Source organism: Pasteurella canis, from assembly GCF_020810675.1.
GTDB classification, from domain to species: Bacteria; Pseudomonadota; Gammaproteobacteria; order Enterobacterales; family Pasteurellaceae; genus Pasteurella; species Pasteurella canis.
The window spans coordinates 1232020-1251840 of sequence record NZ_CP085871.1; the positions used below are offsets into that span (position 1 = coordinate 1232020).

19 protein-coding genes are annotated in these 19821 nt (G+C 36.8%); 1 reads left to right on the top strand and 18 read right to left on the bottom strand.

The genetic code is table 11. From position 1 onward, the window contains the following. Nucleotides 1–15: 15 nt before the first annotated feature. The 14 genes from K7G93_RS05765 to K7G93_RS05830 form a co-directional block, all read right to left on the bottom strand. Nucleotides 16–792, bottom strand: coding sequence for a cell division protein FtsQ/DivIB (locus K7G93_RS05765; RefSeq protein ID WP_049216178.1), 777 nt, complete (start codon nt 790–792; stop codon nt 16–18). Then, nucleotides 789–1718 (bottom strand): D-alanine--D-alanine ligase, encoded by a 930-nt coding sequence (locus tag K7G93_RS05770; protein WP_049216293.1) that lies wholly within the window; start codon nt 1716–1718, stop codon nt 789–791. Before K7G93_RS05770 ends, K7G93_RS05765 begins: the two co-directional genes overlap by 4 nt. 12 nt (nt 1719–1730) lie before the next feature. Continuing rightward, nucleotides 1731–3179, bottom strand: a complete 1449-nt coding sequence (murC, locus tag K7G93_RS05775; protein ID WP_160531342.1) for a UDP-N-acetylmuramate--L-alanine ligase — start codon at nt 3177–3179, stop codon at nt 1731–1733. Between the two features lie 16 nt (nt 3180–3195). Then, nucleotides 3196–4254, bottom strand: coding sequence for an undecaprenyldiphospho-muramoylpentapeptide beta-N-acetylglucosaminyltransferase (gene murG / locus K7G93_RS05780; RefSeq protein WP_226690652.1), 1059 nt, complete (start codon nt 4252–4254; stop codon nt 3196–3198). Nucleotides 4255–4335: 81 nt separating this feature from the next. Beyond that, a complete protein-coding gene (ftsW, locus tag K7G93_RS05785) occupies nt 4336–5526 on the bottom strand; it encodes a putative lipid II flippase FtsW (protein ID WP_049216183.1) in 1191 nt (396 codons plus the stop codon). A gap of 9 nt (nt 5527–5535) precedes the next feature. Next, entirely contained in the window at nt 5536–6840 is a 1305-nt protein-coding gene (gene murD / locus K7G93_RS05790) for a UDP-N-acetylmuramoyl-L-alanine--D-glutamate ligase (protein WP_226690651.1), read from the bottom strand. A 26-nt stretch (nt 6841–6866) separates the two neighbouring features. After that, a complete protein-coding gene (gene mraY, locus K7G93_RS05795; RefSeq protein ID WP_160531339.1) occupies nt 6867–7949 on the bottom strand; it encodes a phospho-N-acetylmuramoyl-pentapeptide-transferase in 1083 nt (360 codons plus the stop codon). Next, a complete protein-coding gene (gene murF, locus K7G93_RS05800) occupies nt 7943–9328 on the bottom strand; it encodes a UDP-N-acetylmuramoyl-tripeptide--D-alanyl-D-alanine ligase (protein ID WP_228400328.1) in 1386 nt (461 codons plus the stop codon). The genes mraY and murF overlap by 7 nt, the downstream gene beginning before the upstream one ends. After that, nucleotides 9321–10805 (bottom strand): UDP-N-acetylmuramoyl-L-alanyl-D-glutamate--2,6-diaminopimelate ligase, encoded by a 1485-nt coding sequence (gene murE / locus K7G93_RS05805; protein ID WP_226690649.1) that lies wholly within the window; start codon nt 10803–10805, stop codon nt 9321–9323. The genes murF and murE overlap by 8 nt, the downstream gene beginning before the upstream one ends. A 9-nt stretch (nt 10806–10814) precedes the next feature. Further along, nucleotides 10815–12629 carry a penicillin-binding transpeptidase domain-containing protein gene (locus tag K7G93_RS05810; RefSeq protein ID WP_049216189.1) on the bottom strand — a complete coding sequence of 605 codons (1815 nt, stop codon included), beginning with the start codon at nt 12627–12629 and terminating at the stop codon, nt 10815–10817. A gap of 17 nt (nt 12630–12646) precedes the next feature. Further along, nucleotides 12647–12964, bottom strand: a complete 318-nt coding sequence (ftsL, locus tag K7G93_RS05815; protein ID WP_049216190.1) for a cell division protein FtsL — start codon at nt 12962–12964, stop codon at nt 12647–12649. Continuing rightward, nucleotides 12964–13929: a 16S rRNA (cytosine(1402)-N(4))-methyltransferase RsmH gene (gene rsmH / locus K7G93_RS05820; RefSeq protein WP_226690648.1), complete on the bottom strand. Its 966-nt coding sequence runs from the start codon at nt 13927–13929 to the stop codon at nt 12964–12966. Before rsmH ends, ftsL begins: the two co-directional genes overlap by 1 nt. A gap of 119 nt (nt 13930–14048) precedes the next feature. After that, a complete protein-coding gene (gene mraZ, locus K7G93_RS05825) occupies nt 14049–14507 on the bottom strand; it encodes a division/cell wall cluster transcriptional repressor MraZ (protein ID WP_049216192.1) in 459 nt (152 codons plus the stop codon). Between the two features lie 284 nt (nt 14508–14791). After that, on the bottom strand, nt 14792–16336 hold the full coding sequence (locus K7G93_RS05830; RefSeq protein ID WP_115322996.1) for a carbon starvation CstA family protein: 1545 nt from the start codon (nt 16334–16336) through the stop codon (nt 14792–14794). Nucleotides 16337–16625: 289 nt separating this feature from the next. Between K7G93_RS05830 and K7G93_RS05835 the strand changes: the two genes are divergently transcribed. Further along, a complete protein-coding gene (locus K7G93_RS05835; protein WP_191134466.1) occupies nt 16626–16856 on the top strand; it encodes a zinc ribbon domain-containing protein in 231 nt (76 codons plus the stop codon). Between the two features lie 76 nt (nt 16857–16932). Here K7G93_RS05835 and artM read toward each other — a convergent pair whose 3' ends face one another. From artM to artP, 4 genes are read right to left on the bottom strand one after another with little or no spacing between them, the layout of a single operon-like run. Beyond that, nucleotides 16933–17616 carry an arginine ABC transporter permease ArtM gene (gene artM, locus K7G93_RS05840; RefSeq protein WP_226690647.1) on the bottom strand — a complete coding sequence of 228 codons (684 nt, stop codon included), beginning with the start codon at nt 17614–17616 and terminating at the stop codon, nt 16933–16935. Next, nucleotides 17616–18287, bottom strand: coding sequence for an arginine ABC transporter permease ArtQ (gene artQ, locus K7G93_RS05845; RefSeq protein ID WP_226690646.1), 672 nt, complete (start codon nt 18285–18287; stop codon nt 17616–17618). Before artQ ends, artM begins: the two co-directional genes overlap by 1 nt. Before the next feature lie 6 nt (nt 18288–18293). Next, complete coding sequence (locus tag K7G93_RS05850; protein ID WP_049216197.1) at nt 18294–19016, bottom strand: lysine/arginine/ornithine ABC transporter substrate-binding protein; 723 nt, start codon at nt 19014–19016, stop codon at nt 18294–18296. Between the two features lie 14 nt (nt 19017–19030). After that, nucleotides 19031–19762, bottom strand: coding sequence for an arginine ABC transporter ATP-binding protein ArtP (gene artP / locus K7G93_RS05855; protein ID WP_226690645.1), 732 nt, complete (start codon nt 19760–19762; stop codon nt 19031–19033). Between the last annotated feature and the right edge of the window lie 59 nt (nt 19763–19821).

A 19821-nucleotide genomic window follows, 5' to 3' on the forward strand; every position in this document is an offset into this window, starting at 1 on the left:
TTCATATCATCTAAACTAATTCGTGGTAGTTTCTGAAAAACCGACCGCAGCACCAACACGATATCTTAAATCAACATAAGATAATTTCTTATTCTCGGGGACTTCAATTTGTGGATAAATTGTGACAAAACGATCAAGTTTTGCTTTCCACTCACCTCTGCCTAATTTTAATACAAGATCGTTATCAAGTACAATTTGCCATGCGCCACGATCATCAATTGAAACAGCTTTGAGAACCAAACCTTTTTCTTTTAAATTAACATATACTTGATTCCACGCATCTAACACTTTAGCACTTTGATAATCAGGTCCAGATAAATGAGGTAAGTTCTTATCCTTTAATTTTTCAAATGGCAGCTGAAATATCGCACCATCACTAGACAAAAACTCACCCTCATTCCAAATCGCGATTGGGGTATATTCAGCGAGAGCTATACTTAACTTATCAGGCCATATCTTACGTACTACAGCTCCTTTTATCCAAGGCATAGTTTCAATTTGCTCACGTACAACTTCAATGTCTTGTCCAAAAAAACCTTTTAACTCACCCATTTTCAATACAACATCACGTATATCATCATAGGTAGTAAAACTAGGGTTACCTGTGAGAATGAAGGCACTAATCGGCTTATCATCTAACTTTTCCATTAATTTTTGCCAATTAGAATAGACATAAAAAAACACCGCAGTAAAAAACAGTAAACCAATTAGTGTTACATTCTTCATTAGAAGCGTTTTCGATTCACTTGTTTTTTTAATACCTTGGGCTGTTTTACGTTTTAAGCCTTTCATTCAGCACTCAACTCCAAAATTCTGACTACTAATTGTTCGAAAGAATAACCTACTGTTGCCGCTGATTTAGGAAATAAACTATGACTTGTCATGCCTGGGTTAGTATTTACTTCTACTAAACGAAATTGACCTTGGCTATCTAACATGACATCAATACGACTCCAGCCTCGGCAACCAACCACATCATAAGCACGTTTAACGAGTTTTTTTAATTCCTCTTCTCGTTCATCAGTAAGACCCGACGGGCAAAAATATTGTGTGTTATCAGAAATATATTTTGCATCGTAATCATAAAACTCGCCTTCAGGTACAATACGAATTGATGGTAGTACTTCATTATCTAACACAGGGACTGTTAATTCAGCACCCGATAACCATTCTTCAATTAGGACTGTTTCATCATATTGAAGTGCAAAATCCACCGCACTTTTCAATTCTTCAACAACATTAACTTTTGTCAGTCCAACACTTGATCCTTCTAAAGAAGGTTTAACCATGAGAGGCAAGCCTAATTTTTCGACAACTGCGCTTGGATTAAGTTCTGACACATTATTTTTTGTCACAATTTCCATTTCTGCAACAGGTAAACCAAAGGCTTTCCACAACATTTTTGTACGCATTTTATCCATCGTTAAAGCAGATGCCATAACGCCACAACCTGTATAAGGAAGACCAATTTGCTCTAATAATCCTTGCATAGTACCGTCTTCACCGCCTCGTCCATGCAATATATTAAATACACGATCAAAACCATGTTCTTTTAAGGTCGCAACTGGAAATTCCGTTGGATCGATTGGGTGGGCATCGAACCCTTGACTCAATAAGGCATTTAATACAGCTTGGCCAGAATTTAATGATACTTCACGCTCCGCTGATGAGCCTCCCAATAACACAGCTATTTTTTGTTCTTTTAATTTTTTTTTCATATTGTTATCCATTTAAGCTTTACTCCAATTCTCCGCTAATTGGCGTGCAATTTTACTTACATTGCCAGCTCCTTGTGCCAAAATTAAATCGCCATCTTGTAATACTTGATCGAGAATTTCACCCAATTGATTATGATCAGATACAAAAATTGGATCGACTTTACCTAAATTACGAATAGAGCGACACAATGAACGGCTATCTGCGCCAGCAATTGGTGATTCACCAGCTGCATATACATCAAGCATAATTAATATATCAACTTGTGACAGTACTTGAACAAAATCATCAAATAAATCGCGTGTTCTTGAATAACGATGAGGTTGAAAAATCATCACAATACGCTTATTTTCCCAACCTTGGCGAGCGGCTTGTACTGTTACCCCCACTTCTGTTGGATGATGGCCATAATCGTCCACTAACATGACTTTACCATTTGGACGAATAAATTGTCCTAATTGGTCAAAACGGCGACCTGCTCCTTGGAAATCAGCTAATGCTGCAAGAATAGCATCATTGCTAATGCCCTCTTCTTTTGCTACCACTAAAGCCGCTGTAGCATTTAGTGCATTATGTCTCCCAGGTACATTTAGTAAAACATCAATTCGTTCACCTGTCGGTGTAATCACTGTATAGTGACCTTGAAAGCCTGTTTGTTGATAATCTTCAATACGATAATCCGCTTTTTCAGCAAACCCATAAGTAATCACTTGACGCCCTACTTTCGGGGTTAGCTCAGTAAGCACATCATCATCAGCACAAAGAACAGCTAAACCATAGAAAGGCAAGTTATGGAGAAAATTTACATAAGTCTGTTTCATTTCTTCAAAAGAACCATGATAGGTTTCCATATGATCTGGTTCAATATTCGTCACAACAGACACCATGGGTTGCAAATGTAAAAAAGAGGCATCACTTTCATCTGCTTCAGCAATTAAATAACGACTACAACCTAAATGTGCATTAGCTCCTGCTGATTTAACTAGGCCACCATTAACAAAAGTCGGATCTAATCCCGCCTGCGCATAAATCATTGAAATCATAGCTGTTGTTGTAGTCTTTCCATGTGTTCCTGCAATCGCAATACCATGACGAAAACGCATAATTTCAGCGAGCATTTGTGCACGTTGAATCACAGGAATACGTTTTTCCTGAGCAGCAAGGACTTCAAGATTATCTGGTTTAATTGCACTTGAAACGACAACAACACTTGCTCCATCAATGTTTTCTGCCGAATGAGAAAAATGAATTTTAGCGCCCAATGAAATTAGGCGATTTGTCACCGCACTTTCCATAATGTCAGAGCCTGTCACAAAATACCCTTCATTCAGTAAAACCTCAGCAATTCCGCCCATACCTGCACCACCAATTCCTACAAAATGAATTTGACGCACTCGACGCATTTCAGGAATTACATCACGTACTCTTTGCTGAAATTCTTTGCCACATTTTGATGTCATCATATTTCTGTCCTACTTGTTAATTCGCTTCCTCAATGATCACTTCAGCTACACGTTGCGCGGCAAGAGGTCTTGCCATTGCTTTAGCTTTATTTGCCATGATACGTAATTTTTCGCGATCAAATTGACTCACTAAATCGACTAATGTCTGAGTACTCAACTCTTTTTGCTGGATAATTTCAGCTGCACCAACATCTGCCAAATATTTTGCATTTAAATATTGTTGCTGATCTTTATGTTGAAAGGGTACAAAGATCGCAGCTGTACCAACTGCTGCTAATTCACAAACCGTTAATGCACCAGAACGGCAAATAACAAGATCTGCCCATGCATAAGCTTCCGCCATATCATCAATAAACTCCGTTACACTCACAGTAGCATGAGAAGAATATAATCCCTGAACTTCCTCTACAGCACCTTTCCCTACTTGATGCCGTACTTCAAGCTTATCTCTCAATTGCTCAACAACTTGTGGTAAAGTATGGTTTAATATTCTCGCCCCTTGGCTTCCCCCAACAACTAAAACACGTAATTTACCTTCACGCCCAGCAAAACGTTGATCTGGTGTAGGTTGTAAAAATAAATCTTGACGAACAGGATTACCGACAACTTCAGCAGTTGGAAAAGCAGTTGGAAAAGCTTGTAACACACGTCTTGCAATTTTAGCTAACCAACTATTTGTTAATCCCGCTACAGCATTTTGTTCATGTAAAATTACAGGCACGCCACAAAGTTTTGCTGCAATTCCACCTGGCCCAGAAACATATCCACCCATACCTAATACAGCATGAGGCTGATAGGTTTTAATAATTTGTCGAGCTTGTAATACTGCACGAAAAATAGCAAAAGGTGCTGCAAGTAATGCTTTAATACCTTTACCACGTAACCCTGAGATTTGAATAAATCGGATTGGAATCCCATGTTTTGGAACGAGTTGAGCCTCCATACGATCTTTTGTGCCTAACCAACAGATTTCCCAACCTTGTTTTTGTAAACATTGTGCAACAGCAATTGCAGGGAACACATGTCCTCCTGTTCCACCTGCCATCACTAACAATCTTTTATTTTGCTCTGCCACGTTTTTTTCCTTTTTATCTTATTCACGGTTTACTCATTGATATCCACTTTTGACAAAAGTGCGGTCAATTTTTGACACCTTCTAATCATCACGCAAACGCGCTTGGCCAATTTGCATTAAACGGTTTTCATGATCGATACGAAGTAGTAAGCCAACTGTCATCGACATAATAATCAAACTTGAGCCACCATAACTGATCAAAGGAAAAGTAAGTCCTTTGGTCGGTAATAAGCCTAGTGACATACCTAAATTGACAAAACCTTGAAAGAAAATCCAAAAACTAATACCAAACGCTAAAAAGCCTCTGAAACGTTGCTCTAATAATAAGGATTCACGCCCAATTTTCATCGCACGTAAAATTAATAAACCCAGTAAAATAACAATGACTACAATACCGAAAAAACCGAACTCTTCACCAACGACAGCCATAACAAAGTCAGTATGTGCTTCTGGCAAATACTCTAATTTTTGAATCGAATTGCCCAATCCTTCGCCACCCCATTCACCACGACCAAATGCCATAAGTGAATTAGACAACTGAAAACCTGTACCATAAGGATCTTTAAATGGATCTAAAAAACCCGTAAAACGTTTTAGACGATAAGCAGAGGAAAGTACAAGCCAAACAAATAAAAGACCACCAAACGCAGCTAACCCTATAAACTGCCAAAAATTCGCGCCAACAATGAATAACAAACCAAAAGTAATCACAAAAAGAACAACAGTACTACCTAAGTCAGGTTGTAGAAGTAAAAATGCCCCCATGATGCCCATCAATGCAAAAGGCTTAAAAGCACTTAATTTACGACTGCGAACCTCATCATATTTACGAGTAAAGTAGCTGGCCAGAAAACAAGTGAGTGCTAACTTAGCAAATTCTGCTGGCTGAAAATTAAATAATATCATTGGAATCCAACGTCGAGCACCATTAACAGATAAGCCGATACCAGGGATTAAAACAATGACTAATAAAAATAGCGCTAAAGCAAAGAGACGTACATGCCATTTTTCCCATTTTTCGATTGGAATCTGTACGCATAAATAGCAAGTCACACAAGACAAGAAAACATAAATCGCATCCCGTTTAGCAAAATGAAATGGATCTTTAAATAGGCGTGTACCAACAGGAATAGACGCCGAAGAAACTGCTAATAATCCGATTAAAAGTAATACAATAAATAACCAAAGTAAGGCTCGATCGTACAACAGGTTAGTCGGAGTAATACGCACCCAACGGTCATATTGCTGTTTTACTTCTTCTAGAAATTGCATTGCGACGACCTAACTTAATTGAGCTAAATGAGTAAATACTTCACCACGTTTTTCAAAACTTGGAAACTGATCTAAACTCGCACAGGCAGGCGACAGCAGCACTATATCGCCTGGCGTTAAATTCAAGCGTAACTGAGTAATAGCTTGCTCCATAGTGTTAAAAAGTTGGCTTTGCTCTGATAATTTGGCTAATTTCGGACCATCTTGTCCAAAACAATAACAGTAGATATGTGGCTGATTGATTAACTGTGCTAATTCTGAAAAATCAGCACCTTTACCATCCCCTCCTAAGAGCAAATGTAAATTCCCCTCTACTTGTAAACCTGTTAATGCGGCAACAGTACTTCCCACATTTGTTGCTTTAGAGTCATTAATCCAACGCACTCCATGAGCCATATGGGCTAATTGAAAACGATGAGCTAACCCCGCAAAACTACGTAATGCACTACGAATACCGCCTAAATCGATATTAGCTGCTTGTGCCAAAGCTACCGAAGCTAACGCATTCATGTAATTATGGCGACCAACTAATTTCATTTCATCACAAGACAAAATTATTTGCTCTTTTGCCATTAAATATTGCTGGCTATTTTCAGTTTTTAACCAATAATCAGCATGCTTTTCACCAAAACTGACAACATTTTTTAAGTATTCCGTTGTCGTTAAAGGATCTTCTATATTAATGATTGCTGTTTTTGTATTGTGATAAATTTTTAGCTTAGCCTGACGATAATCTTCCAAATCAACATAGCGATTCATGTGATCTTCACTCACATTTAATACTGTTGCAGATGTTGCTTGTAAGCTATAAGTCGTTTCTAGTTGAAAGCTAGAGAGCTCTAGGACATAAATATCGTAAACTTCATCTAATAAAGAAAGAGCAGGAATACCAATATTACCTCCCATCCCGACTTTCAAGCCCGCTGCTTTTGCCATTTCTGCGACTAATGAAGTTACAGTACTTTTTCCATTAGATCCTGTAATTGCGATTATTGGTTTATCTGCTTCACGACAAAATAATTCAATATCACCAACGACTTCTATCCCAGCTGCAAGTGCGGTCTGAATTTCAGCTGTTTTAACTGCCAGTCCAGGACTAATCACTATCAAATCACTTTCTAGTAACCATGTCTGATTTAAACTTCCAGTATGTAGTGGTATATATTTTGGTAATTGTTCTGCGCCAGCTGGTTGTTGCCGTGTATCAATAACACGTACATCAGCTTCTTTTGTCACCAAAAAATCAACACAAGATAAACCAGTTTTACCCAATCCAATAACACAGACTTTTTTATTTTTATAAGAAGTTTGCATGGTTTTTCTCTTATCATTTTCTATCATTAACGCAGTTTTAAAGTTACTAAACCAATTAAAACAAGCATTAAAGAAATAATCCAAAAGCGTACAATGACACGTGGCTCTGGCCATCCTTTTAACTCAAAATGATGGTGAATAGGTGCCATACGAAAAATACGTTGTTTACGTAATTTATAAGAACCGACTTGTAAAATCACCGATAATGTTTCAACGACAAAAACACCACCCATAATCACTAATAAAAACTCTTGACGTACTAATACTGCAACGACACCTAATGCACCACCAAGCGCAAGAGACCCAACATCGCCCATAAACACTTGAGCTGGATATGTATTAAACCACAGAAAACCTAGCCCAGCCCCGACAATAGCAGTACAAAATACAACTAATTCAGCGCTAAATTTAATATAAGGAATATGCAAATACTCAGCAAAATTAATGTTACCTGTTGCCCATGCAATTAGCGCAAATGCACCTGCGACAAAAACTGTTGGCATAATCGCTAAGCCGTCTAAACCATCGGTTAAATTCACAGCATTACTCGTACCAACAATCACAAAATAAGCTAGTACAATATAGAATAAACCTAATTGAGGCATAACTTCTTTAAAAAACGGTACGACCAAACGTGTTGCATCAGTATCTTTACCTAAGGCGTACATGCCAAAAACAGCCACTAGCGCAATGGCAGATAACCAAAAATATTTCCAACGCGCAATCAAACCATCGGTATTTTTACGTGTAATTTTACGATAATCATCGACAAAACCTACTGCACCATACCCCAGTAACACAAACAAACTAAACCAAATATAAGGATTGGCTAAGTTTGCCCATAAAATAGTACTCACCCCAATAGAAAATAAAATCATCACACCACCCATTGTTGGCGTGCCACGCTTACTAAAATGACTTTCTGGACCATCATTACGCACTTCTTGACCAAATTTTAATAGTTGTAAACGACGAATCACTTTTGGACCAATCCATAACGACAACAAAAGTGCTGTTAGTAATGCAAGAATTGCACGTACTGTAATATAAGAAATCACATTAAATCCACTGTGATATTGCTGTAAAAACTCACCGAGCCAGACTAACATACAAAATTATCCTTCAAAGTATTAATCACATCTTCCATTTTCATTCGACGTGATCCTTTTGCTAACAATACAATTTTTTGATTTTGTTTTAATTTTTCTTTAATCAAAGTCATTAAATAAGCACAGAGTTCAGCTTTTTCAGTAAAATGTTGCCCAAAACAAGCCTGAGAAATAGATGCGCTTTCTGAGCCAAAAGATAACACTAATTCTAATTCCGCCGCTTTTGCATAATTTGCAACTTGCTGATGACAAAATTGTGTATTTTCGCCTAATTCTGCCATATCGCCAACCACTAAAATGCGAAAAGCTGAATATTTTTTTAGCACATTAATCGCAGATTGTAATGAGTCTACATTCGCATTATAAGTATCATCTAATAACAGTAAATTAGTGCAAGGCTGTATAGGAAATAAACGTCCTTTGACTTGTGAGCGCACTTCTAAACCTTGTTTAACCTGTTCTAAATTTGCACCGACATTCATTGTTAATGCTGTGGCTGCTAATGCATTTTTTATATTATGTTCACCTAAATAAGGTAACTTAATTTGTATTTGCCCAGCTGGAGTGTGCAAGTCAAATACTGAGCCAGACTCAGTAAACCGAATGTTATCAGCATAAAAATCTGCTTCCGTATCTTGATATGCAAAATATTGTCTTTGACGCTTGCCAATCTCTACCGCCCACATCGACGCACTGTAATCATAGTCTTTATTAATAATCGCAATACCATCTGCGGACAAACCACGAAAGATTTCTCCTTTCGCCTTTGCTACGCCGTCAAGACTACCAAACCCCTCTAAATGTGCGGCAGCAACATTATTCACTAACGCTACATTCGGCTGAACTAAATCGGTAGTATAAGCAATTTCACCTTGATGATTCGCGCCAAGTTCAATCACTGCGAAGCGATGTTGTTCCGTCAAGCGTAATAAAGTTAAAGGTACCCCAATGTCATTGTTAAAATTGCCTTGTGTAAACAAAACTTTGTCAAAACCGACCGCACTTTGTAAGATACTGGCTGTCATTTCTTTCACCGTAGTTTTACCTGATGAGCCTGTCATCGCAACGGTTAAAGGTGAAATAGCAGTTTTCACCCATTTTGCTAATTTTCCTAAAGCAAGACGTGTATCTTCAACAATAAGCTGAGGTACCGAAAGTTCTAAATTAACTTGTTCAACAACTAATGCACAAGCACCTTGCTCAATCGCTTGGCCTAAATAATTGTGCGCATCAAAATGCTCGCCTTTTAGTGCGAAAAAAAGACTTTCACTTACGGCTTGACGTGTATCAGTATTAATACTTTGTATTACTACATCGGGGCTACCTACAAGTCGTGCATGTAAAATGTCAGCCAATTGGTTTGTTGTTAGTTTAAGCATCTTGATAACTCATATTAAAATATTTTCTAACAGTTTCTTGATCAGAAAAATGCTGCTTTTGTTTTCCGATAATTTGATAATCTTCATGCCCCTTGCCCGCAATCAAAATTACATCATCTTTTGTGGCGTGTTGAATAGCAAAAGCAATCGCTTTTTCGCGATCATTAATGACATCTACAACATTTGGTGCAATAAAACCAGCTAAAATATCCTTAATAATCTGAGTAGGTGACTCAGTACGAGGATTATCATCCGTCACAATGACATTATCTGCGAATTGTTCAGCAATTTTTGCCATTAAAGGGCGTTTACCACGATCACGATCGCCACCACAGCCAAACACACACCACAACTGACCATGGCAATGTAAACGTGCCGCTTGTAATGCTTTTTCTAATGCATCTGGCGTATGAGCATAATCTACAATCGCAGTGGCATGTTGTTCTGTATTTAACATTTCCATACGTCCACAAACACCTGTTAATTGCGAGACTGAACTCACTAATTGTGACATGTCATAACCTAATGAAAGTAAGGTGGCCAAAACAAGTAATAAATTACTCACATTAAATTCACCAATCAAATGGCTGTGTAACTTACCACCACCCCAGCTTGACTCAAACTGAATCACTGCACCTTGATGTGTAAAATCAACATGTGTTGCTTTTAGCCATTTTGCTTGGTTAGTTTGGAAATCGGGAAAACGACTTACAGCCACAGCATCTGGTAACTCTTTCAACCAAGTAATACCCATTTCATCATCTGCATTAATAACTTGATATTTTGGCTTTAATTCAGTAAATAAACGTTTTTTTGCTAATGCGTAATTTTCCATCGTATGATGGTAGTCAAGATGGTCACGGCTCAAATTTGTAAAAATTGCAACATCAAAATCAAGTGCCTCAACACGATGTTGTACGAGGCCATGCGAAGACACTTCAATTGCAGCAAAATCAGCACCTTGCTTTACAAATTGAGCTAATGAAGATTGAATTTCAACAGCAGATCCTGTCGTATTAGCAGCTTCTTTTACTTGCCCCCAAAGCCCATTTCCAATAGTTCCCATAACAGCACTTTTATGCCCAAGCAATGTTGTCCACTGAGCTAAAAGTTGTGAGATTGTGGTTTTACCATTCGTTCCCGTCACACCAACTAAAGTTAGTCCTTGTGAAGGATGATTGTAAAAAAGATTAGCTAACTGTGATAAATGCTGACTCAGTTGATAAAAAGAAATGATAGGAACATCTTGTTCAAAACGAACTTGCAAATGTTGTGTTGGTATATCAGCTTCAGATAATACAGCACATGCACCATTTTCAATCGCTTGTGCAATGTAGTAACGACCATCTACTTGATGCCCTTTTAGAGCAACAAAAAGACAGCCTTGCTGTACAGCTCGACTGTCTAAAATCATTTCCGTAAGTTCAATGTTTGGGGCAAGTTCAACTTGCCCCAAAAGTGCGGTCAATTTTCGCATAATTTTTTCTTAATTAGTTTTTGTTCCATTATCACTATTCAAACGTACAACACGTCTTGCTGTTTTCTCTTGTGGCATTGCATCAGGTGGAATATTATTGGTTCTCAAAGCATAACCCATAATATTTGAGAATACTGGTGCTGAAATTGCGCCACCGTAATATTGACCTGCTTTGGGATCATTAATTAACACAATCAAAGCATAACGAGGATCTGAAATAGGCGCGACGCCTGCAGTATAAGCAATATATTTATCTACATAGCGACCATTCTCAAGTTTTTTTGCCGTTCCTGTTTTAATCCCAACACGGTATCCTTCTACCATTGCTTTTTTATTTTTAATCGCTACTTTTTCCATCATATTCACTACTTCACGTGTAATTTTTTCAGAATACACACGCTGACCAATAACTGGAGGATCAACTTTAGTGATAGAAAGTGGACGATAAATGCCAAAGCTGCCTAACGTCACATAAGCTCGTGCAATTTGTAATGGTGTAGCGTTGATACCATAACCATAAGCAACGTTAGCACGTTCAATATCAGACCAACGTTTACGGTTTGCATTTAGTAAGCCTGATTGCTCACCGATTAGACCTAGATCCGTTGGTTTCCCTAAGCCCGCATTCATATAAGTTTCCATTAATGCATTTGGCGGCATACGCAACGCTAATCGACTTACACCACGGTTACTTGAATGTTCTAAAATCCCATCTAATGTCAACTGATCGCGAGGCGCAACATCTCTTATTTCATGTCCATTCAGAACTAAAGGACCCGTATTAATAATCTCATTACGCTTTGCTGCCCCGCGCTGCAATGCAGCAAGTACGACAAAAGGTTTTACTGTCGAGCCAGGTTCAAAAGTATCCGTAATTGCACGGTTACGCATTAAATCAGCCTTCACACCAACACGATTATTTGGGTTATAAGAAGGCGCATTTGCCATGGCTAATACTTCACCCGTACGAACATCGACTAATACAGCTGTACCAGATTCTGCTTTATTTTCTGCAACTGCTTTTTTAATCTCACGATAGACCATGGATTGTAATTTTTCATCAATACTTAAAGTAACATCTTGAGCATCATATTTTTTAACATCAGCAATATTCTCAACAATATTGCCAAATTTATCTTTACGATAAGTCCGAGAGCCCGATCTTCCGATCAACAATGAATTAAAACTCTTTTCAATTCCTTCAATCCCTTCACCATCAATATTGGTGTAGCCAATCAAATGAGCGACTTCCTCAACACGTGGGTAAAAACGACGAGCTTCATTTTTCAACACAATGCCTTTTAATTTCAATTCTCTAACATAATCAGCAACGGTTGGTGACACTTGGCGTGAAAGATAGACAAAACGTGATTTTGGATTTTTTTCAATACGCTTAATAATTTCACTATAAGAAACCCCTAAAGCCTCAGCTAAAGCTTTCCAACGCTCTTTATCTACTAAAGAATTTTTCTCAAAAATATCTTTAGGATCAGCAACAATAGAATACATTGGTACACTAACTGAGAGTAATTGTCCGTGACGATCTAAAATTGAACCTCTTACAGACTGAATTTCTTGTGTGCGTAAAGAACGTTTATCCGCTTCATCTGCTAACGAATCTGCATTAATAATTTGTACATTTGCTGCTTTACCAATTAACACGACTAAGCAGCTCATAATTACTGCTAACGAGAAAAAATAACGCCATTTCAAAAAACTGTTTTCATAAACGACTTTCGGTTTATTCAGTTTAATCGCATCATTTTTTGCAATTTTTACACTCTTTGCTCGTTTGATTTTCTTTGTCGTATTAAATTTAACCATACTGTTATCCTCAAATATTACTCTAGGATCAACACTTCTTGTTCTGGTTGAACTCGCTTCATACCTAATTGACTCGCAATCGCCTCAATACGCGTATTATCACTTTGCGTTGCTTCTTCTAATTTTAAATTCAAATATTCATTTTCAAGAGCTTGATGTTCTAAGACTAACTGCCCTTTTTCAGCAACTAAAATACGTGTCTGGTGTGTCATCCAAATCGTCGCTAATGCTGTAATCACAATCAATAACAATAAAGCCATAATCGTTTTATTTGCATGAAATAAATCTTCTAAAATAATATTTTGTAGCGGATAGCGATCATTATTTTCTAGCATTAAATCTTCTCCGCAATACGTAATACGGCACTTCTTGAACGAGGATTGTAAGCTTGTTCTTGTTCACTTGGCATAATTGCTTTACCAATAGTCTTTAACGTTTGTGTACGTTTAATTTGGTCATCGCGTAATGGTAAACCTTTTGGTAGATTCTCACCTTTACTTTGCTTGCGCATGAAGTGTTTCACCATGCGATCTTCGAGTGAGTGAAAGCTGATGATAGATAGACGGCCTTTTTTTGCTAATACTGCTAATGCTGATTGCAATACGCTTTCTAACTCATCTAATTCAGAATTAATAAAAATACGAATAGCCTGAAAAGTTCGCGTAGCAGGGTGTTTATGCTTATCCTTAAAAGGCACAGTATTAGCAATAAGCTCTGCTAGCTGTAATGTTCGAGTTAAAGGTTCAGTACCATTTTGTAACGCACTTTTGTTGTAGCTAACGACAGCATGAGCAATACGCTTAGCAAAACGCTCTTCACCAAAAGTTTTTAGTACCCAAGCCAAATCCTGCTCTGAGACTTGCTGTAACCACTGAGCTGCAGATTGACCTTGTGTCGTATCCATTCGCATATCTAATGGACCATCCTTCATAAAACTAAAACCACGTTCAGCCTCATCAAGTTGTGGAGAAGATACGCCCAGATCTAATAAAATACCGTCTATCTTGCCTACTAGCCCTAATCTTTCACAAATTGCTGGAATCGCAGAAAAACTGTTATGTTCAATATGAAAACGTGGATCTTCAATTTTATTTGCTTCAACAATAGCTCGTGGGTCACGATCAATCGCAATTAAACGACCATCATCTGCAAGCTGGGAAAGGATTAAACGAGAATGCCCACCTCGTCCGAATGTACCATCAATATAAATACCTTTTTCTTTCAATGCCAAACCATCAACCGCTTCATGCAATAAAACGGTGATATGTTCAGATGATGAAAAAGTATTTTGCTTATTCATAACAATTACCAATGGTACAAAAATAAAAAGAATAAATATTTAAGGTAAGATAATGCGGTGCTAAGCACCGCTTATCTTTTGCTAGTGCTGCTGTTCTATTATGAGAAAAATATCTTTCTTTATAATGACAGCATTTTTAATTCTTCAGATAGTGCAAATTGACCACTTGCACCTAACGCCATATCTTTTTCAATTTGAGCTTGCCATTCTGCATCGCTCCAAATTTCAAATTTATTTAATTGCCCAACAAGCATGAGGCTTTTTTCTAATTTAGCGTGATGGCGTAATGGACCACTAATTAAAATACGTCCAGCACTATCTAACTCACATTCGGTGGCATAACCTAACATGACGCGTTGTAAACTACGTTGATTTGGATCGAAATTTGATAGTGCTAAAAGTTTTTGCTCGACTAATTCCCATTCTTTTAATGGATAAAGTAACAAACAAGGTTGGCGAATATCCACAGTGCAGACCATTTGACCAGCATTCTGTTCTAGGATTTCAGCACGATAACGGGTCGGGATCGCAATACGACCTTTCGAATCTAAGTTAACTGCTGACGCGCCACGAAACATCATTGTTTCCCTTTTGTGATTGTTACAAGATGAAATTTAGGAATTTTTGCCAACTTTTACCACAAAACTCCACTTATTACCACTTTTATTAAGTTTATTATTAGTTTGCTTAACTTGCAAGCAATTTAATAATTTCAGGCGTAAAGTTTTGTATATTTTTCATTAGTTCCAAAAGGAAGCAATACAATATCCCGCAATGAAAAAACTCATAAGAAAAAACAATAAAAAAACACCCTATCATCAATATAGATGATAGGGTGTGGTAAATACTTAAAGTAAATTGATTATTGTTTAACTAAATCATCTACCAATGCGTCTGGATCACCTTTGGCAATTGGTTTCAATACAGTAAAGAATAAGATGCTACAAAATACAGTTAAACCTAAACCAATATAAACTGAAAGTTGATAATCTAAGTTGAAACCAATTTTGTTGTAAGCTAAATATGTGAAACATACTGTGCTGATAAACATCGCAGGTAAAGTACATACCCAATGGAATTTACCATAACGGAATAAGTAAGCAGCAGCAGTCCATAACATAACCATTGCAGTTGTTTGGTTTGCCCAGCTGAAATAACGCCATAATACGCTAAAGTCAATTTTCGATACGATAAAACCTAAGACGAATAATGGAACAGCAATCACCAAACGTTTAACCAATGTTTTTTGTTCAAATTTGAAGAACTCAGCAATAATCAAACGTGCCGCACGGAAAGCTGTATCACCAGACGTAATTGGTAACACAACAACACCTAAAATTGCAAACACACCACCGACAGCACCTAAAAAGTAAATTGAAGAATCATAAACAACTTTTGATGGTGAACCTGCTGCGATAGCGGCTTGTAATTCTGTTGGATCTTGGTAGAAACTTAAACCTACTGCACACCATACCAAGGCAATCACACCCTCTGCAATCATTGCGCCATAAAAAATGAAACGCCCTTCTTTTTCATTTTGAGCACAACGTGCCATCAATGGTGTTTGTGTAGCATGGAAACCTGATAAAGCACCACAAGAAATAGTTAAGAATAATAATGGCCAGATTGGTAAATCACCTTTTGGCTGTAGATTTTGGAAGAATTTCTCAAAATCTAAGCCACCGACTGTGCGGAAAAACTCGATTGGTTCTGCAGAGTTTAAATGGCTGCTGACCAAACCATACATCATACCAAATGTCATAAAGAGTAATAATGCACCAAATAAAGGATAAATACGACCGATGATTTTATCAATTGGTAATAATGTCGCAACGATATAATAAACAAAGATGATTGTCGTCCAGATCACTAAGACTGTCGCAGCGTCATAACCAAATACAGTTGCTGCTGCACCTGCACTTTCAACAACACCTAAATTGTCCATAGTAATGGTACTTAATAATTTTGCAGGACTCGCAACAAATACCACACCAACTAAAAGTAATAACACTACTGCAAGTAAATTAATAAATGCTTTTACTGGTGCACCTAAATAGCGACCAGCTAATGTTGGCATAGACGCACCACCATTACGAACACTCAACATACCACAGAAATAATCATGTACAGCACCTGCAAAAATACAACCAATCACAATCCACAACATAGCGACAGGCCCATATAGTGCCCCTAGGATTGGACCAAAAATAGGCCCCGTACCAGCAATATTTAATAATTGAATTAACCAAATTTTCTTAGTTGACATTGGCATATAGTCAACACCATCATTCATGCTGTAAGCTGGTGTTGTCTTTTTCGGATTGATCACAAAGACCTTTTCAATAAATTTTCCGTATACAAAATAACCAAGCAGCAAGATTGCAACACAAAAGAAGAACCATAACATAATGAAGTACCTATTTTAATAGATTAAATATTTGAACAACTTTTCTTATAAAAAGCTTTGTGTATTTTATTTCACTTGTTACAAGCAAGTAAACTGTATAATAAATTAGCATCACAAAATATTTACAACTTTGTGATACCTATCACGATTTAAACACTTATCTATTTCCTTTAATATAAGATAGATTGCTTTAACTAGGCTATTTTTGTTTAAAATTTGTAAAAAATAACCGCACTTTTCATAGTGCTATGATAGGATTTGAAGAAAAAAATAATAAAGAGAGGAAAAAATGGCTTTACATCGTTGTCCTGAATGTCGACACAAGGTGAGTGATAGTGCAGTAAGTTGCCCTAATTGTGGCTTTTCATTTAAGGAAGAGGACTTAACTCTTTATCGACAAAAATTAGAAGAACGACGTCTACATAACGAAGAAATAAATAAACAAAGTGCTAAACTGCATATAGTGTGGTTCATCATTTTTGCGTTAGTTATTAGTATTGCAAGCTGGATTGTAAATTAACTGCCTATTTATCAATAAAAAAGCGAATTTTAAACAAAATTCGCTTTTTTCCTACTGTTCGTCTCTCTCCGCTCAGTTATGCTTTTTCAGCCTCTAAACGTTCAAATGCAAGTACTTTTGTTTCAAGTTTTCTTAATAACACTGTCGCAATTGCGGTAATAGCTAAATAAATTGCACCAGTAATACCATAAATAGTTAAGGCATCATATTCCGTGCCATAAAGTTGTCGAGCATAGCCCATAATATCCATAATAGTGATAGTAGAAGCTAATGCAGTACCTTTAAATACTAAAATAATTTCATTAGTATAAGATGGCAATGCACGTTTTAGGGCATAAGGCATTAAAATTTTCAATGTTTCTAAACGAGTAAAGCCCAATGCAGCACAGCTCTCCCACTGCCCTTTACCAATTGCTTTGACTGCACCATGAAAAAGTTGAGTTGAATAAGCTGCACTGTTTAATGCTAATGTCAACATTGCACAAAACCATGCATCAGATAACAATGGCCATAATGCACTATCCACTATCCATTGAAACTGCCCAGGACCTGAATAAATCAAGAAAAACTGAACTAATAATGGCGTACCTGTAAATAAAGTGAGATAAACATTAATCGCACATTTAATTAATTTATTACCAATAGATAAACCAAAAGTGAATAGCAATGCTAGTAGAAACGCAATAGCCAAAGAAACAACCGTCAACACTAAACTCGTTGGAATACCTTGAATAATCACCATAAAATATTCTTGAAACATTATTTCACCTCTCGCTCAAAATGAGTAAAACGCAGTTCCAACTTACGAATAATAAACTGACTTACTAAAGTGATCATTAAATACAATAATGCAGAGATGCCATACCAAGTAAAAGGTTGGTGCGTAACAGTATTAATTAATTCAGCTTGGCGCATTAAATCTTCTACTCCAATTAAAGAAACAAGTGCGGTATCCTTTAATAAGACGAGCCATTGATTACTTAATCCAGGTAGTGCATGACGCCAAACTTGTGGCATCACAATATGAATAAAAGTATAACCACGACTTAATCCTAAAGCTGCCCCAGACTCCCACTGTCCCAGAGGAATTGCTTGAATTGCACCACGTAGCGATTGAGAAGCATAAGCGGCAAAAATAATAGAAAGTGCAAATACACCACAACTAAAAGCACTAAATTGGATAAATTCACCCGTTATAAATTCAACTACTTCAGTTGAGCCAAAATAAATTAGCAATACAACAAGAATCTCAGGTAAGCCACGTAATAATGTCACTACAATAGAAGTTGGCTTACGAATCAATGTCCATTTACTTGTTTCTAACACAACGAATAGCACAGACAAAATAAGACCAACAATTAATGAACAAAGCGCTAACCCTAAGGTCATTAGGGTTGCGCTATACATCAAAGAAAGATAATCAAAAAACATAATCGATTATTTTGTCATCCATTTATCATAAATTTTTTGGTATTCACCATTTGCTTTAATGACCGCTAATCCTTTATTAAGATCAGCTAATAATTCTTTACTTGCTTTATTTACAGCAATACCAAAACCATTACCAAAATATTTTTGGTTCGTCACTTTATCACCAATAAAGGCAAGATTTTCTTCTTTTTGTAACATATCAACCAATACTGCCGTATCACCAAAAATGACATCAATACGACCATTTTTCAAATCAAGTATTGCATTTTGTAAACTTGCATAAGGTACTGGTTGATATTGTTTTGCTTCAGCAACAATATATTGCTGATAAGTTGTGCCATTTTGCACACCTACTTTTTTTACTTGTGCTAAATCAGTAAACTTATCTTTTACTGTAATAAAGCTCGTTGAACTATCGTAATAAGGCTCACTAAAACTTACTTGTTTTGCGCGAGCTTCTGTAATGTCAATGGCAGAAATTGCAGCATCAAAATGTTTAGAACGTAACCCTGTAATTAAACTATCAAACGCTTGTCCTTTAAAATGACAGGTTGCTTGGATTTCTTTACAAATTGCATTAGCAATATCCACATCAAAACCAATAATTTCTCCCTTCTCATTAGTTAACTCAAATGGTGGATAACTTGGCTCCATTGCAAAAGTAATGTCTTTAGCTGTCGTAGCAAATGCGGTGCTTGCTAAAAGTGCGGTTAAAAGTAATTTTTTCATGTTGTGTCCTTATTTTAGTGTGATAAATATTGTTTAAATTGCTCTGTTTTAGGGTGCTCAAAACAGCTTGCATCGCCCATTTCAATAATATGTCCTTGTTCCATATAGACAACTTTCGTTGCTACTTTCTTAGCGACCGACACCTCATGAGTAACAATAACTTGAGTAATGCCCGTCTGCTGTAATTCTTTAATAATATCCACAACTTGTGCTGTAATCTCTGGATCAAGTGCAGCAGTCGGTTCATCAAATAACAACACTTGTGGTTTCATCATCAAAGCTCTAGCAATTGCCACACGTTGTTGTTGTCCTCCAGATAAATGTAATGGAAAACGATCTGCAAATTGTTCCAAACGTAAACGTTTCAATAATTCTAATGCTTGTTTTCTCGCAGATTGATCATCTAACTTCAATACTTTTTTAGGTGCTTCAATTAAATTCTCAATTACGGTCAAATGTGGCCATAAATTATATTGTTGAAACACCATTCCAACATCTTGGCGTAAACGACAAATTTGATTTGGATTAGTCATAGCTACTGATAAATCAAATTTATTCTTTGCAATGACTAATTCTCCTGAAGTAGGCACTTCTAATAAATTCAATGTGCGGATTAATGTACTTTTTCCTGCACCACTTGGACCTAATAATATCACAGTATCCCCTTCCTCTGCTGTAAGGCTAATATCAAACAATGCTTGGGAAGATCCATAAAAAAAGTTTAAATTTTTAACGCTAATTGCCATTACTTAAAAATCTCTATATTTTCAAAACTGAAATAATATTAATATTTATTGCATAATTA

Excerpts from the sequence above, each read along its gene's own strand:
- K7G93_RS05765 (WP_049216178.1), bottom strand. The coding sequence starts at position 792 with ATGAAAGGCTTAAAACGTAAAACAGCCCAAGGTATTAAAAAAACAAGT.
- K7G93_RS05770 (WP_049216293.1), bottom strand. The coding sequence starts at position 1,718 with ATGAAAAAAAAATTAAAAGAACAAAAAATAGCTGTGTTATTGGGAGGC.
- murC (WP_160531342.1), bottom strand. The coding sequence starts at position 3,179 with ATGATGACATCAAAATGTGGCAAAGAATTTCAGCAAAGAGTACGTGAT.
- ftsW (WP_049216183.1), bottom strand. The coding sequence starts at position 5,526 with ATGCAATTTCTAGAAGAAGTAAAACAGCAATATGACCGTTGGGTGCGT.
- murD (WP_226690651.1), bottom strand. The coding sequence starts at position 6,840 with ATGCAAACTTCTTATAAAAATAAAAAAGTCTGTGTTATTGGATTGGGT.
- mraY (WP_160531339.1), bottom strand. The coding sequence starts at position 7,949 with ATGTTAGTCTGGCTCGGTGAGTTTTTACAGCAATATCACAGTGGATTT.
- murF (WP_228400328.1), bottom strand. The coding sequence starts at position 9,328 with ATGCTTAAACTAACAACAAACCAATTGGCTGACATTTTACATGCACGA.
- murE (WP_226690649.1), bottom strand. The coding sequence starts at position 10,805 with ATGCGAAAATTGACCGCACTTTTGGGGCAAGTTGAACTTGCCCCAAAC.
- K7G93_RS05810 (WP_049216189.1), bottom strand. The coding sequence starts at position 12,629 with ATGGTTAAATTTAATACGACAAAGAAAATCAAACGAGCAAAGAGTGTA.
- ftsL (WP_049216190.1), bottom strand. The coding sequence starts at position 12,964 with ATGCTAGAAAATAATGATCGCTATCCGCTACAAAATATTATTTTAGAA.
- rsmH (WP_226690648.1), bottom strand. The coding sequence starts at position 13,929 with ATGAATAAGCAAAATACTTTTTCATCATCTGAACATATCACCGTTTTA.
- mraZ (WP_049216192.1), bottom strand. The coding sequence starts at position 14,507 with ATGTTTCGTGGCGCGTCAGCAGTTAACTTAGATTCGAAAGGTCGTATT.
- K7G93_RS05830 (WP_115322996.1), bottom strand. The coding sequence starts at position 16,336 with ATGTTATGGTTCTTCTTTTGTGTTGCAATCTTGCTGCTTGGTTATTTT.
- K7G93_RS05835 (WP_191134466.1), top strand. The coding sequence starts at position 16,626 with ATGGCTTTACATCGTTGTCCTGAATGTCGACACAAGGTGAGTGATAGT.
- artM (WP_226690647.1), bottom strand. The coding sequence starts at position 17,616 with ATGTTTCAAGAATATTTTATGGTGATTATTCAAGGTATTCCAACGAGT.
- artQ (WP_226690646.1), bottom strand. The coding sequence starts at position 18,287 with ATGTTTTTTGATTATCTTTCTTTGATGTATAGCGCAACCCTAATGACC.
- K7G93_RS05850 (WP_049216197.1), bottom strand. The coding sequence starts at position 19,016 with ATGAAAAAATTACTTTTAACCGCACTTTTAGCAAGCACCGCATTTGCT.
- artP (WP_226690645.1), bottom strand. The coding sequence starts at position 19,762 with ATGGCAATTAGCGTTAAAAATTTAAACTTTTTTTATGGATCTTCCCAA.